The sequence below is a fragment of the Chitinilyticum piscinae genome (assembly GCF_015223195.1).
In the GTDB taxonomy this organism is placed as follows: Bacteria; Pseudomonadota; Gammaproteobacteria; order Burkholderiales; family Chitinibacteraceae; genus Chitinilyticum; species Chitinilyticum piscinae.
The window spans coordinates 69302-83411 of the sequence record NZ_JADFUA010000003.1; the positions used below are offsets into that span (position 1 = coordinate 69302).

Below are 14110 nucleotides of genomic sequence, written 5' to 3' on the forward strand. Positions count from 1 at the left end.
CCAAAAAAGACTTGAATTATATGGAGAATCCAAATCTCGAGTCAATGCACAAGGCTAAATTACTCACCTTGAGCCTGTTCTTCCATTGCAACTTCGGCTACAGCCTCGGCAAACAACGCCATCGGGTCATTTAGCGCTGCTTCGGCACTGCGCTTGCGGTTCTTGTGATAGGCAAGACCTGTACCCGCCGGAATCAACCGACCCACAATCACGTTTTCCTTCAGGCCGCGCAGATCATCAACTTTGCCCATGATCGCAGCTTCAGTCAGAACGCGCGTAGTTTCCTGGAAGGACGCGGCAGAAATGAACGAGTCTGTCGACAGTGAAGCTTTGGTAATACCCAGCAGCACATTGTCGAACTTGGCCAACTCCTTGTTTTCCGAGGCCAACTTGTCATTGGCAATCAGCACTTCGGCGCGCTCGACCTGTTCACCCGGAATGAAGCCGGAATCACCTGCGTCAGTGATGATGACCCGACGGAGCATCTGGCGAACGATCACCTCGATGTGCTTGTCGTTAATCTTCACACCCTGCAAGCGATACACTTCCTGCACTTCCTGCACGATATAGCGGCTCAGAGCCTCGATACCTTGCAGCTTCAGGATGTCGTGCGGATCGATCGGGCCATCCACAATGGTTTCACCACGGTTTACCACCTGACCGTCGTGCACCATCACGTGCTTGTCCTTCGGAATCAGGTATTCGTTGGCCAGACCGTCCAGATCAGTGATGATCAGGCGCTGCTTGCCCTTGGTGTCCTTGCCGAACGAAACGGTACCGGTCACCTCGGCCAGCATGCCGGCATCCTTCGGCGAACGAGCTTCGAACAACTCGGCAACGCGCGGCAGACCACCGGTAATATCGCGAGTCTTCGCGGATTCCTGCGGAATACGCGCCAGCACATCACCCTTACCGACTTGCTGACCATCCTTCACGGTAATGATTGCGCCAACCTGGAAGCCGATCGTGACTGCAGTATCGGTACCTGTCAGCTTGACTTCGTTACCGGATTCATCGAGCAACTTGACCAGAGGACGCAGGCCCTTCGCGGCACCGGCCTTGCGCTTCGGATCAATAACCACCAGCGTCGACAAACCGGTTACTTCATCAACCTGCTTGACGACGGTAATGCCTTCCTCGACGTTTTCGAACTTAACCTGACCGGCATATTCGGTAATGATCGGGCGAGTGTGCGGATCCCATGTACCCAGTACGGCACCAGCTTCAATGGCCTGACCGGCCTTGACCAGCAGGGTTGCGCCATACGGAACTTTGTGACGCTCACGCTCACGACCATGATCATCAGTAACGAGCACTTCGGCAGAACGGGCGATCACAACCAATTCGCCCTTCACATTCGCCACGTAGCGCATGTTGGACGAGAATTCGACCACACCCTTGGACTTCGCCTCAACCTGGCTAGCCGCTGCAGCACGCGATGCCGCACCACCGATGTGGAAGGTACGCATCGTCAGCTGGGTACCCGGTTCACCGATCGACTGGGCGGCAATGACACCAACCGCCTCGCCGGAGTTAACCAGATGACCGCGACCAAGGTCACGACCATAACACTTGGCACACAAGCCATAGCGGGTTTCGCAGGACAGCGGGGTACGAACCTTGACTTCGTCGATACCCAGACGCTCGATCTCTTCGACCTCGTCTTCACCCAGCAGGGTGCCTGCTTCGAACACCGTTTCCTGGCTGGACGGATCAACAATATCAGCAACAGCAACACGACCCAGAATACGATCGCGCAGCGCTTCGATGACATCACCACCCTGCAGAACCGCCTTCATGCTCACACCATTCTTGGTGCCGCAATCATCTTCGATAACAACCAGATCCTGCGTCACGTCAACCAGACGACGTGTCAGGTAACCCGAGTTGGCGGTCTTCAGCGCAGTATCGGCCAGACCCTTACGTGCACCGTGAGTCGAGATGAAGTAGTCGAGAACGGTCAGACCTTCACGGAAGTTTGCCTTGATCGGCGTCTCGATAATCGAGCCATCCGGCTTGGCCATCAGACCCCGCATACCCGCCAGCTGACGGATCTGCGCGGCAGAGCCCCGGGCTCCAGAGTCGGCCATCATGTAGATGGAATTGAACGACTCTTGCTTGACCTTGTTGCCATAACGATCGGTGATATCGACAGTCTTCAGGTTGTCCATCATCGCCTTGGCAATGTCTTCACCGGCCTTACCCCAGATATCGACGACCTTGTTGTAGCGCTCGCCCTGCGTTACCAGACCGGAGTTGTACTGCTCTTCAACTTCCTTCACTTCCTTCTGGGCGGCATGCTGCAGCTCGATCTTGGCGGCCGGAACCAACATGTCATCGACACAGATGGAAATACCACCACGGGTCGAGAAACCAAAGCCGGTGTACATCAGCTGATCAGCGAAGATAACTGTGTCGCGCAGGCCGCAACGGCGGAACGAAGCATTGATCAGCTTGCCGATTTCTTTCTTCTTCAGCGCCTTGTCGACGTGACTGAAGTCCAAACCCTTGGGCAGAATTTCGGACAGGATAGCGCGACCAACGGTGGTGTATTTGCGCACCAGCTTGAATTGCCACTCGCCGTTTTCGTCCTTGGACCATTGCTTCAGACGCACGTACACCTTGGTGTGCAGCGAAATTTCCTTGTTTTCATAGGCGCGACGGGCTTCGTTCACGTCTGCGAAATAGGACGCCAGGCTGCAGTCCTGCAGTGCCTTCTTGGCGTCCGGCTCAGCTTCGCCCTTGCCATTGATGGCATCGCGGGTCATGTAGTACAGACCCAGTACGATATCCTGCGACGGCACGATGATCGGGTCGCCGTTGGCTGGGGCCAGCACGTTGTTGGAGGCCAGCATCAGGGTGCGGGCTTCCATTTGCGCTTCCAGCGACAGCGGCACGTGAACGGCCATCTGGTCACCGTCGAAGTCGGCGTTGAATGCCGCACACACCAGCGGGTGCAGCTGAATGGCCTTGCCCTCGATCAGGGTCGGCTCAAAGGCCTGAATACCCAGACGGTGCAGCGTCGGCGCGCGGTTCAGCAGCACCGGATGCTCGCGGATCACGTCTTCCAGGATGTCCCATACCACCGGCTCTTGCGACTCGACCATCTTCTTTGCTGCCTTGATGGTGGTAGCGAGCCCCATGACTTCCAGGCGGTGGAAAATGAAGGGCTTGAACAACTCGAGCGCCATCAGTTTCGGCAGGCCGCACTGATGCAGGCGCAGGGTCGGGCCTACGGTAATTACGGAACGGCCGGAGTAGTCGACGCGCTTGCCCAGCAAGTTCTGGCGGAAACGGCCGCCCTTGCCCTTGATCATGTCAGCCAGCGACTTCAGCGGACGCTTGTTGGCGCCGGTCATGGCCTTGCCACGACGACCGTTATCCAGCAGCGAATCAACCGCTTCCTGCAGCATGCGCTTTTCATTGCGCACGATGATTTCCGGCGCACGCAGCTCCAGCAGGCGCTTGAGACGGTTGTTACGGTTGATCACGCGACGATAGAGATCGTTCAGATCGGAAGTCGCAAAGCGGCCACCATCCAGCGGCACCAGCGGACGCAGTTCCGGCGGCAGCACCGGCAGCACTTCCATGATCATCCATTCCGGCTTAATGCCGGAACGCTCGAACGCCTCCAGCACTTTCAGGCGCTTGGCGATCTTCTTGATCTTGGTTTCGGAGCCGGTGCTTTCCAGCTCCTGGCGCAGCGTGGCGATTTCCTGATCGATATTCAGGCCCTTCAGCAGCTCGCGCACGGCTTCTGCGCCCATCATGGCCACGAATTCGTCGCCGTACTCTTCAACCTTGTTGAAGTAGTCTTCTTCGGTCAGCAACTGGCCGCGGTTCAGCGGGGTCATGCCCGGCTCGATGACGATATAGGCTTCGAAATACAGCACCCGTTCGATATCGCGCAGCGGAATATCCAGGACCATACCCAGACGCGACGGCAGCGATTTCAGGAACCAGATGTGGGCGACCGGCGAAGCCAGTTCGATGTGGCCCATGCGCTCGCGACGCACTTTGGACAGCGTGACTTCAACGCCACACTTCTCACACACGACACCACGGTGTTTCAGGCGCTTGTACTTACCGCACAGGCATTCGTAATCTTTGATCGGACCGAAGATGCGCGCGCAGAACAGGCCGTCGCGCTCCGGTTTGAAGGTACGGTAGTTGATGGTCTCCGGCTTCTTTACTTCGCCGAACGACCAGGTACGGATCTTTTCGGGCGACGCCAGCCCGATCTTGATCGCGTCGAATTCTTCGTCTTGAACGACTTGCTTGAAGAGTTCGAGAAGGCCTTTCATATCAATTCTTCTCCAAAAGAGAGGGGCTACACACCCACACTGGTATACAGCCAGAACCAAACATAATCTTTGGCTACAGGCAGATACCCTGCCTTTACTATGTATAACCCCACCCGTGAGGGTGAGAGTCAGGTGCGCAAGGGGCTGTTAAGCCCCCTCCCACACCTCACACGGATCAGTTGCGCTCGAGATCGATATCGATACCCAGCGAGCGGATTTCCTTCACCAGTACATTGAAGGATTCCGGCATGCCAGCGTCAATACGATGATCACCCTTGACGATGTTCTCGTACACCTTGGTACGGCCGTTCACATCATCGGACTTCACAGTCAGCATTTCCTGCAGAGTGTAGGCGGCACCGTATGCTTCCAGTGCCCACACTTCCATTTCACCGAAACGCTGGCCACCGAACTGCGCCTTACCACCCAGCGGCTGCTGGGTAACCAGCGAGTACGGGCCGGTGGAACGGGCGTGCATCTTGTCATCCACCAGGTGATGCAGTTTCAGGTAATGCATCACGCCGACAGTGACCTTGCGCTCGAACGCCTCACCAGTACGACCGTCAAACAGCTGCATCTGGGTCTTGCTTTCGTTGAAGTTGAGCAACTGGGTGCGAGCATCTTCGTCCGGGTAAGCCAGATCCAGCATTGCACGAATTTCGCTTTCCTTCGCGCCATCAAATACCGGGCTGGCAAATGTCATGCCGGAACGAAGGCCACGCGCCATGCTCAGGACTTCGTTATCGCTGAGGCTGGAGATGTCTTCGCGCTTGCCGGAGCTGGCATAGATCTTCTGCAGGTATTCACGCACCTCGCCCAGATTGCGCTGCTCGCGCATCATCCGGTCGATACGCTGGCCAATCCCCTTGGCCGCCCAGCCCAAGTGCACTTCCAGAATCTGACCGATGTTCATCCGCGACGGAACGCCCAAGGGGTTCAGCACAATGTCTACCGGCGTGCCATCTGCCATGTACGGCAGATCTTCAACCGGAAGGATCTTCGAAACCACACCCTTGTTGCCGTGACGACCGGCCATCTTGTCACCCGGCTGCAGACGGCGCTTCACGGCCACGTAGACCTTGACCATCTTGATCACGCCTGGCGGCAGTTCATCGCCCTGGGTCAGCTTGCGCTTCTTGTCTTCGAAGCGTTGCTCGAATTCAGCCTTCATCTGGGCGATCAGATCCTTCATCGCCTCCAGTTGACGCGCGCCTTCCTCATCGGACAGACGAATGTCGAACCAGTCATGCTTGCTCGGCAGATCGGCCAGATATTCAGCGGTAATGGCCGTACCCTTCGCGAGGCGCTTCGGACCGCCATTAGCCGTCTTGCCAACGATCTGACGCTCGATACGCTCGAACATGTCGTTTTCGACAATACGCAGCTGATCGTTCAGATCCTGGCGATAACGGCGCAGCTGTTCGTCGATGATCGACTGGGCGCGCTTGTCACGCTCGACACCTTCACGCGTGAAGACCTGTACGTCGATCACGGTACCAGACATACCGGACGGCACGCGCAGCGAGGTATCCTTCACATCGGAAGCCTTCTCGCCGAAGATGGCGCGCAGCAGCTTCTCTTCCGGGGTCAGCTGGGTTTCACCCTTCGGGGTCACCTTGCCGACCAGCACATCGCCTGCCTCGACTTCAGCACCGATATACACCACGCCGGATTCATCCAGACGACCCAGCATGCGCTCGGACAGGTTGGAGATATCGCGGGTGATTTCTTCAGCGCCCAGCTTGGTGTCACGAGCCATCACCGACAGTTCTTCGATGTGAATCGAGGTATAGCGGTCGTCAGCAATGACCTTCTCCGAGATCAGAATCGAATCTTCGAAGTTGTAGCCATTCCAAGGCATGAAGGCGATGGTCATGTTCTGACCCAGCGCCATTTCGCCCAGATCGGTCGAAGCGCCATCCGCAATCACGTCGCCCTTGGCGATCAGGTCACCGCGCTCAACGATCGGACGCTGGTTGATATTGGTGTTCTGGTTGGAACGGGTGAACTTGACGAGGTTATAGATATCGACACCAGTCTCACCAGGCAGCGCCTCTTCATCGTTCACACGGATCACGATACGGGTTGCATCAACGTAGTCGACCTTACCACCACGCATGGCAGTAACCGCAGTGCCCGAGTCAACGGCACACGTACGCTCGATACCGGTACCGACCAGCGGCGATGCCGCACGCAGACACGGCACAGCCTGACGCTGCATGTTGGCGCCCATCAGTGCACGGTTCGCATCGTCATGCTCGAGGAACGGGATCAGCGACGCAGCAACGGAAACGATCTGGCTCGGCGCAACGTCCATGTACTGAACACGGTCTCGCGATGCCACGATGGTTTCACCAGCTTCACGGCAGGTAACCAGCTCGTCGATCAGCAGGCCATCTTCGCCGATTTCGGCGTTGGCCTGGGCAATCACGTATTTGCCTTCGTCGATCGCCGACAGGTAATCAATTTCGTTGCTTACCTTGCCATCGATTACGCGACGGTACGGGGTTTCCAGGAAGCCGTATTCGTTGGTGCGAGCGTAGCAGGACAGAGAGTTGATCAGACCGATGTTCGGACCTTCCGGCGTTTCGATCGGACATACACGACCATAGTGCGTCGGATGCACATCACGCACTTCAAAGCCGGCTCGTTCACGAGTCAGACCGCCCGGACCCAGCGCTGATACACGACGCTTGTGCGTGATTTCGGACAGCGGGTTGGTCTGGTCCATAAACTGAGACAACTGGGACGAACCAAAGAATTCCTTGATGGCGGCGCTGACCGGCTTGGCGTTGATCAGATCATGCGGCATCAGGTTGTCGGATTCAGCCTGCGACAGCCTCTCCTTCACTGCGCGCTCAACACGCACCAGACCGGCACGGAACTGGTTTTCCGCCAGTTCGCCAACGGAACGCACACGACGGTTACCCAGGTGATCGATATCATCCACATCGCCGCGACCATTGCGCAGCTCCAGCAGAATGCCGATTACTGCCAGGATGTCTTCGGTTGACAGGACGCCGGAGCCTTCCAGACCACGAGCACCCACACGCTCGTAGAAACGGCGCAGCCAGCCCGGAGCCTTTTCATCCAGCTTGTCCGGATAAGCGCGACTGTTGAACTTCATACGGCCAACAGCGGACAGATCGTAACGGGCCTCGTCGAAGAACAGGCCCTGGAACAGTGCCTGAACCGCTTCTTCAGTCGGCGGTTCGCCCGGACGCATCATGCGATAGATGGCAACACGCGCGGCCCACTGGTCGGCGATGTCATCGGTACGCAGCGTCATTGACAGGAAAGCGCCCTGATCAAGGTCGTTGGTGAACAGAACACGAATTTCCTTGATCTCGGCCTGCTCGAACTTCACCAGCAGTTCTTCGGTCACTTCGTCATTGGCCTTGGCAACGACTTCACCGGTATCCGCATCCACGACGTTGGTCGCCAGAATGCGCCCGAGCAGATACTCATCCGGAACTTCAACGCGGGTCAGGCCGGCGTTGTTGATGTCACGGATGGTCTTGGCGGTGATGCGCTTGTCCTTCTGGGCCAGTACCTTACCGTCGTCGGTCACGATATCGAACTTAGCAACTTCACCCTTCAGGCGTTCCGGGACGATTTCCCAGTGAATATCGCCCTCGTTCAGGTAGAAGGTGTCAGTATCGTAGAACTCAGCCAGCATTTGCTCGGCCGTATAACCCAGCGCCTTGAGCAGGATCGAAACCGGCATCTTGCGACGACGGTCAATCCGGAAGAACAGCAGGTCCTTCGGATCGAATTCGAAATCGAGCCAGGAGCCGCGATACGGAATGATGCGCGCGGAGAACAGCAGCTTGCCGGAAGAATGGGTCTTGCCCTTGTCATGTTCGAAGAAGACGCCCGGCGAGCGGTGCAACTGCGAAACGATCACACGCTCGGTGCCGTTGATGACGAAAGAACCATTACGTGTCATCAGCGGAATTTCACCGAAATAGACGTCCTGTTCCTTGACTTCCTTGACGGTCGGCTTGGCCGCTTCGCGATCCATGATCACGAGACGGACGCGCGCGCGCAGCGGGGCGGCAAAGGTAATGCCGCGCTGCTGACACTCGATCACATCGAAAGGGGGCTCGCCCAGCGAATAGTGAACAAACTCAAGACGAGCATTCTCATTATGCGAGACGATCGGGAAGATCGAGCTGAAAGCGGCTTGCAGGCCAATGGCACGGCGATCGCTGATCGGTACACCCAGTTGCAAGAACTCGGTGTAGGAATTGATCTGCGTGGCCAGCAGGAATGGCACATCAAGCACGCTCGCCCGCTTCGCGAAACTCTTGCGAATGCGTTTCTTCTCAGTGAACGAGTAGTTCATACTCATAAACTCTCCATGGAGTGGGGCGCAAAGGACAAACCGCAAACGGCGAATTCAACGCACGCGGTTTCCGGTTTGGCCATTACATACAGCTTCCGGAATTGGTTCTCCGGATACAAACGCAAAAGGGCAGGCGGATTCCTCCGCCTGCCTCGAGCAATCACCCTCGGGTGATTACTTCATCTCAGCCTGTGCACCGGCTTCGATCAGCTTCTTCACGATAGCTTCGGCATCAGCCTTGGTAGCGCCTTCCTTAACAGCCTTCGGAGCGCCATCAACCAGATCCTTCGCTTCCTTCAGGCCTAGGCCAGTCAGTTCGCGAACAACCTTGATCACGCCAACCTTGTTAGCACCAGCGTTGGTCAGGATAACGTTGAATTCGGTTTGCTCTTCAACGGCAGCAGCAGCAGCACCAGCCGGGCCAGCAACTGCAACAGCAGCAGCGGAAACACCGAACTTTTCTTCGAACGCCTTAACCAGGTCGTTCAGTTCCATAACGGTCATCGCGCCTACGGCTTCGAGGATGTCATCTTTGGTCAGAGCCATTTCTAAATACTCCTGAAATCTTGTATCAATGCAAAAGGGAAATTAAGCAGCTTCGGCTTGCTTTTTCTCGGCCAGGGCGCCCAGCGCACGAGCCATGCCAGAAACCGGTGCCTGCATAACGAACAGCAGCTTGGACAGCAGCTCTTCGCGGCTCGGGATGCTTGCCAGCGCGCCAACTTCAGCGGCATTCAGCACCTTGCCATCATAGGAACCAGCCTTGATGACGATCTTGTCGTCTTTCTTGGCAAAGTTGTGCAGGACTTTGGCTGCAGCAACGGCGTCTTCGGAGAAACCGTATACCAGCGGGCCGACCATTTGGTCAGCCAACTCGGCAAACGGAGTATCCTGCACCGCACGGCGTGCCAGCGTGTTCTTCAGAACGCGCAGGTATACGCCGGACTCACGCGCTTGCTTGCGCAGTTGAGTCATGCTGGCAACCTCAATTCCCCGGTACTCGGCGACGACGATAGTCTGAGCTTTCGCAACTTCTGCTGCGATCTCGGCTACGACGGCCTTCTTGTCATCCAGATTGAGACTCAAGGTCTACCTCCATTGGTTTTCAGTTCAGTGTGACAGGGTCACACCACCCAGATCAAACGGCGACCAATGTTCAGGAGACTCGCAGAAATGCAGGGCATTACAGAAAGTCATCTTGGGCACACCGTCTGCGTAGGCCGGAGTTTGGGAACACCACATTAAGGCTGTTTCCAGCCACCTACGGTCTTTGACATTCCTGGCAAGCCAGGCCCAAAGTCATTTGCCGGGATGATCACTCACCCCGGCGATAGCAATTACTGCTGTTGAACCGAAGCGGTATCAACGCGCACGCCGATACCCATAGTGCTGGATACGGCGAGTTTCTTGAAGTAAACACCCTTGGCAGCAGCCGGCTTGGCTTTTTGCAGAGCATCAACCAGCGCGAGCAGGTTGGTCTTCAGATCAGCAGCATCAAACGATGCACGACCGATGGTGGCGTGGATGATACCAGCCTTGTCGGTACGATACTGAACCTGACCAGCCTTGGCATTCTTCACGGCTTCAGCCACGTTCGGGGTAACAGTGCCAACCTTCGGGTTCGGCATCAGGCCGCGCGGACCAAGGATGGTACCCAGTTGACCAACGATACGCATCGCATCCGGGGAAGCAATAACCACGTCGAAGTCCAGATTGCCAGCCTTTACGCTTTCTGCCAGATCTTCGAAACCAACGATATCCGCACCGGCAGCCTTGGCGGCTTCAGCATTGGCACCTTGGGTGAATACGGCAACACGGACAGACTTGCCAGTACCCTTCGGCAGAACGACGGAACCACGCACAACCTGGTCCGACTTGCGCGGATCAACACCGAGGTTAACCGACACATCAACGGATTCGTTGAACTTGGCAGTTGCAGCACCCTTGACCATGGCAATTGCTTCGTCAACAGCGTACAGCTTGTTGCGATCAACCGTGGCCTTCAAAGCAGCAAGACGCTTGGAAACCTTAGCCATTTACACGCCCTCCACTTCGAGACCCATGGAGCGAGCGGAACCGGCGATAATGCGCACGGCAGCGTCCAGGTCAGCAGCAGTCAGATCAGCCTGCTTGGTCTTAACGATTTCTTCCAGCTGAGCACGGGTCACCTTGCCAACCTTGTCGGTATGCGGCTTAGAGGAACCCTTGGTAATGCCCGCAGCCTTCTTCAGCAGAATGGTCGCCGGGGGCGACTTCATCACGAAGGTGAAGGACTTGTCGGCAAATGCAGTGATCACCACCGGAATCGGCAGACCCGGCTCGATGCCTTGAGTCGCAGCGTTAAACGCCTTGCAGAATTCCATGATATTCAGACCACGCTGACCAAGTGCCGGGCCGATCGGGGGCGACGGATTCGCCTTGCCAGCCGGAACCTGCAGCTTGATGTAGCCGATAATTTTCTTGGCCATTTTAAGCTCCTAAATACGGGTCAAACGTGCCGACTGCAAATCCGGCACTCCCCAAACAAGGCGGAAAACCGCCCAACAAAAATCAGACCTTCTCGACCTGCGAGAAGTCCACTTCAACTGGTGTTGCACGCCCGAAGATCGAGACCGACACCTTCAGACGACTCTTGTCATAATCAATCGATTCGACGGTGGCATTGAAGTCGGCAAACGGGCCTTCCGTCACACGGAGAGTCTCACCCACCTCGAACATGATCTTCGGCTTGGGCTTCTCTACACCCTCCTGCACTTGACGGAGCACGGCCTCCATCTCTTTTGCAGAAACCGGCAACGGGCGATTCCCAACACCACCAAGGAAACCCGTCACTTTCGGCGTGGACTTTACCAAGTGCCACGACTCATCAGTCATTTCCATCTCGACATAGACATAACCCGGAAAGAGCTTGCGCTCCGCCAGGGACTTGCGACCATTCTTGACTTCCATTACTTCTTCAACAGGAACCAGAACCTGCCCAAGCAGATCCGCCAAGCCCTCACGCTCGAAACGCTCCTTTAACGCACGCTGGACACTCTTCTCGAATCCAGAATACGCATGTACCACATACCAGCGCATAGCCATGCCTTAACCTCAAGTAGTCGCGATTATTTGCGGCCCAGAATGAGCTCGTAAAAAACCCAAGTCAGACCCTTGTCCACGATCAGCATGAACAGCGCCAAAACACCCACAAAAGCAAAGACCACCAAGGTCGTCTGCCATGTTTCTTTCTTGCTGGGCCAGACCACCTTTTTGGCCTCTTTCCAAGCGTCACGCGCGTAATCTACAAAATCACGACGCAATGCAGTCACCCAGAAAACAGCAAAAGCCGCCAGCATGGAAGCCAAAAGCATTCCAACACGGGCAGCACCATTTACGGCAGGCACAAACTGATAAGCCACAGCCCCAGCAAGCAGCAGGAGCACAGCTACCGCAACCTTGATTTTGTCTACGCTTTCCATAATCTTTTCGGCGCACCGATAAAATAGAGCCGTTCCACTGGAACGGCCCTGAAATTGTGGCAGGCGAGGAGGGTCTCGAACCCCCAACCCCCGGTTTTGGAGACCGGTGCTCTGCCAATTGAGCTACTCGCCTGCAGAAAGACCGATATTATAGCAACACCGACCTTCTGTGTAAATAATCTAATTACTCGATGATCTTGGCAACAACACCGGCGCCAACGGTACGACCACCTTCGCGAATCGCGAAACGCAGACCTTGTTCCATGGCGATCGGAGCGATCAGGGAAACAGTCACTTCCACGTTATCACCCGGCATTACCATTTCAGTACCAGCCGGCAGTTCAACAGCACCAGTTACGTCAGTGGTACGGAAGTAGAATTGCGGACGATAGCCATTGAAGAACGGAGTATGACGACCACCCTCTTCCTTGGACAGCACGTACACGGAGCCAGCAAACTTGGTGTGCGGGGTGATCGAACCCGGCTTGGCCAGAACCTGACCACGCTCTACGTCCTCACGCTTGGTGCCACGCAGCAGCGCACCGATGTTATCACCAGCCTGACCTTGATCCAGCAGCTTGCGGAACATTTCCACGCCAGTACAGGTAGTCTTGGTGGTAGCACGGATACCAACGATTTCGATTTCCTCACCAACCTTGATGATACCGCGCTCAACACGACCGGTAACAACGGTACCACGACCGGAGATGGAGAATACATCTTCAACCGGCATCAGGAAGGTGCCGTCAACAGCACGCTCCGGAGTCGGAATGTAGGAGTCCAGGGCCTCAGCCAGACGGAAGATCGCCGGCTCGCCATACTCAGACTGATCGCCTTCAAGCGCCAGACGAGCAGAACCAGTGATGATCGGGCAGTCGTCGCCCGGGAAGTCGTACTTGCTCAGCAGTTCGCGAACTTCCATCTCAACCAGTTCGAGCAGCTCAGCATCATCAACCAGGTCAGCCTTGTTCAGGAACACGATGATGTACGGAACGCCAACCTGACGGGACAGCAGAATGTGCTCGCGGGTTTGCGGCATCGGACCATCAGCAGCGGAACACACCAGAATCGCGCCATCCATCTGGGCAGCGCCGGTAATCATGTTCTTTACGTAGTCAGCGTGACCCGGGCAGTCAACGTGAGCGTAGTGACGGTTTTCAGTCTCGTACTCAACGTGAGCGGTGTTAATGGTAATACCGCGAGCCTTTTCTTCCGGAGCGGAATCGATTTGGTCGTAACCTTTGGCTTCGCCACCGAACTTCTTGGACAGAATGGTGGTGATTGCAGCGGTCAGAGTGGTCTTGCCGTGGTCAACGTGGCCGATAGTACCTACGTTTACATGCGGTTTCGTCCGTTCGAACTTTTCCTTAGCCATCGAAGTATTCCTTGAAGGGATATTTGGACAACAGAACTTGAATGGAGCCGTTGGCGGGAATTGAACCCGCGACCTCTCCCTTACCAAGGGAGTGCTCTACCCCTGAGCTACAACGGCAACATAACTTTGGAGCGGGTGAAGGGAATCGAACCCTCGTCGTAAGCTTGGAAGGCTTCTGCTCTACCATTGAGCTACACCCGCCGCGCCAGCTTATCTTCTTAAAAAGAACAGCCAGTACAACGAACTACTTTGAACTTCACACCGCATTGGAAGCTGGTGGAGGGGGCAGGATTCGAACCTGCGAAGGCTGAGCCGCCGGAGTTACAGTCCGGACCCGTTGACCGCTTGGGTAACCCCTCCAAAAGAGATGCGCATTATGGTCAAGCACCGAAAACCTGTCAACACAGACACGCAAATAAAATCACATAAATCACATAAACATCTGAGGAAAAATAACTTTTCACAAGCCACAACGTCGTCACTGCACTAGACCCCGACAAGCAAGGGCGAAAGGCCGTATCCCCTGAACTCCTGAACGTCAGAAAGTTGAACTGCAACCAGGTATATAATATTTGTGACACCCTCACCCACTCACACTCCCGGCCTACCAGCTACCCCAATC

At 55.9% G+C, this 14110-nt stretch carries 9 protein-coding genes and 4 tRNA genes; all 13 read right to left on the reverse strand.

Annotated features, from left to right (window positions below):
• Positions 1 to 59 precede the first annotated feature (59 nt).
• The 13 genes from rpoC to INR99_RS06385 all read right to left on the reverse strand — a co-directional run bounded on the left by rpoC (position 60) and on the right by INR99_RS06385 (position 13848).
• Positions 60 to 4304 (reverse strand): DNA-directed RNA polymerase subunit beta', encoded by a 4245-nt coding sequence (rpoC, locus tag INR99_RS06325; protein ID WP_194115485.1) that lies wholly within the window; start codon positions 4302 to 4304, stop codon positions 60 to 62.
• A 175-nt stretch (positions 4305 to 4479) separates the two neighbouring features.
• Entirely contained in the window at positions 4480 to 8652 is a 4173-nt protein-coding gene (gene rpoB, locus INR99_RS06330; RefSeq protein WP_194115800.1) for a DNA-directed RNA polymerase subunit beta, read from the reverse strand.
• A gap of 174 nt (positions 8653 to 8826) precedes the next feature.
• Positions 8827 to 9198 (reverse strand): 50S ribosomal protein L7/L12, encoded by a 372-nt coding sequence (rplL, locus tag INR99_RS06335; protein WP_194115486.1) that lies wholly within the window; start codon positions 9196 to 9198, stop codon positions 8827 to 8829.
• Between the two features lie 42 nt (positions 9199 to 9240).
• The gene (gene rplJ, locus INR99_RS06340) at positions 9241 to 9738 is read right to left on the reverse strand and encodes a 50S ribosomal protein L10 (protein ID WP_194115487.1); all 498 of its coding nucleotides are present in this window, start codon (positions 9736 to 9738) and stop codon (positions 9241 to 9243) included.
• A 251-nt stretch (positions 9739 to 9989) separates the two neighbouring features.
• On the reverse strand, positions 9990 to 10688 hold the full coding sequence (rplA, locus tag INR99_RS06345) for a 50S ribosomal protein L1 (RefSeq protein WP_194115488.1): 699 nt from the start codon (positions 10686 to 10688) through the stop codon (positions 9990 to 9992).
• On the reverse strand, positions 10689 to 11120 hold the full coding sequence (rplK, locus tag INR99_RS06350; protein WP_028456282.1) for a 50S ribosomal protein L11: 432 nt from the start codon (positions 11118 to 11120) through the stop codon (positions 10689 to 10691).
• Between the two features lie 82 nt (positions 11121 to 11202).
• The gene (gene nusG / locus INR99_RS06355) at positions 11203 to 11736 is read right to left on the reverse strand and encodes a transcription termination/antitermination protein NusG (protein ID WP_194115489.1); all 534 of its coding nucleotides are present in this window, start codon (positions 11734 to 11736) and stop codon (positions 11203 to 11205) included.
• Between the two features lie 23 nt (positions 11737 to 11759).
• Positions 11760 to 12113 (reverse strand): preprotein translocase subunit SecE, encoded by a 354-nt coding sequence (gene secE / locus INR99_RS06360; protein WP_194115490.1) that lies wholly within the window; start codon positions 12111 to 12113, stop codon positions 11760 to 11762.
• Positions 12114 to 12170: 57 nt separating this feature from the next.
• Positions 12171 to 12246: transfer RNA gene (locus tag INR99_RS06365), tRNA-Trp, on the reverse strand.
• A 51-nt stretch (positions 12247 to 12297) separates the two neighbouring features.
• Positions 12298 to 13488, reverse strand: a complete 1191-nt coding sequence (tuf, locus tag INR99_RS06370; protein WP_194115483.1) for an elongation factor Tu — start codon at positions 13486 to 13488, stop codon at positions 12298 to 12300.
• A 42-nt stretch (positions 13489 to 13530) separates the two neighbouring features.
• Positions 13531 to 13605 (reverse strand) — tRNA-Thr (locus tag INR99_RS06375).
• 10 nt (positions 13606 to 13615) lie between these two features.
• Positions 13616 to 13689, reverse strand: a tRNA-Gly gene (locus INR99_RS06380).
• Positions 13690 to 13762: 73 nt separating this feature from the next.
• Positions 13763 to 13848, reverse strand: a tRNA-Tyr gene (locus tag INR99_RS06385).
• Between the last annotated feature and the right edge of the window lie 262 nt (positions 13849 to 14110).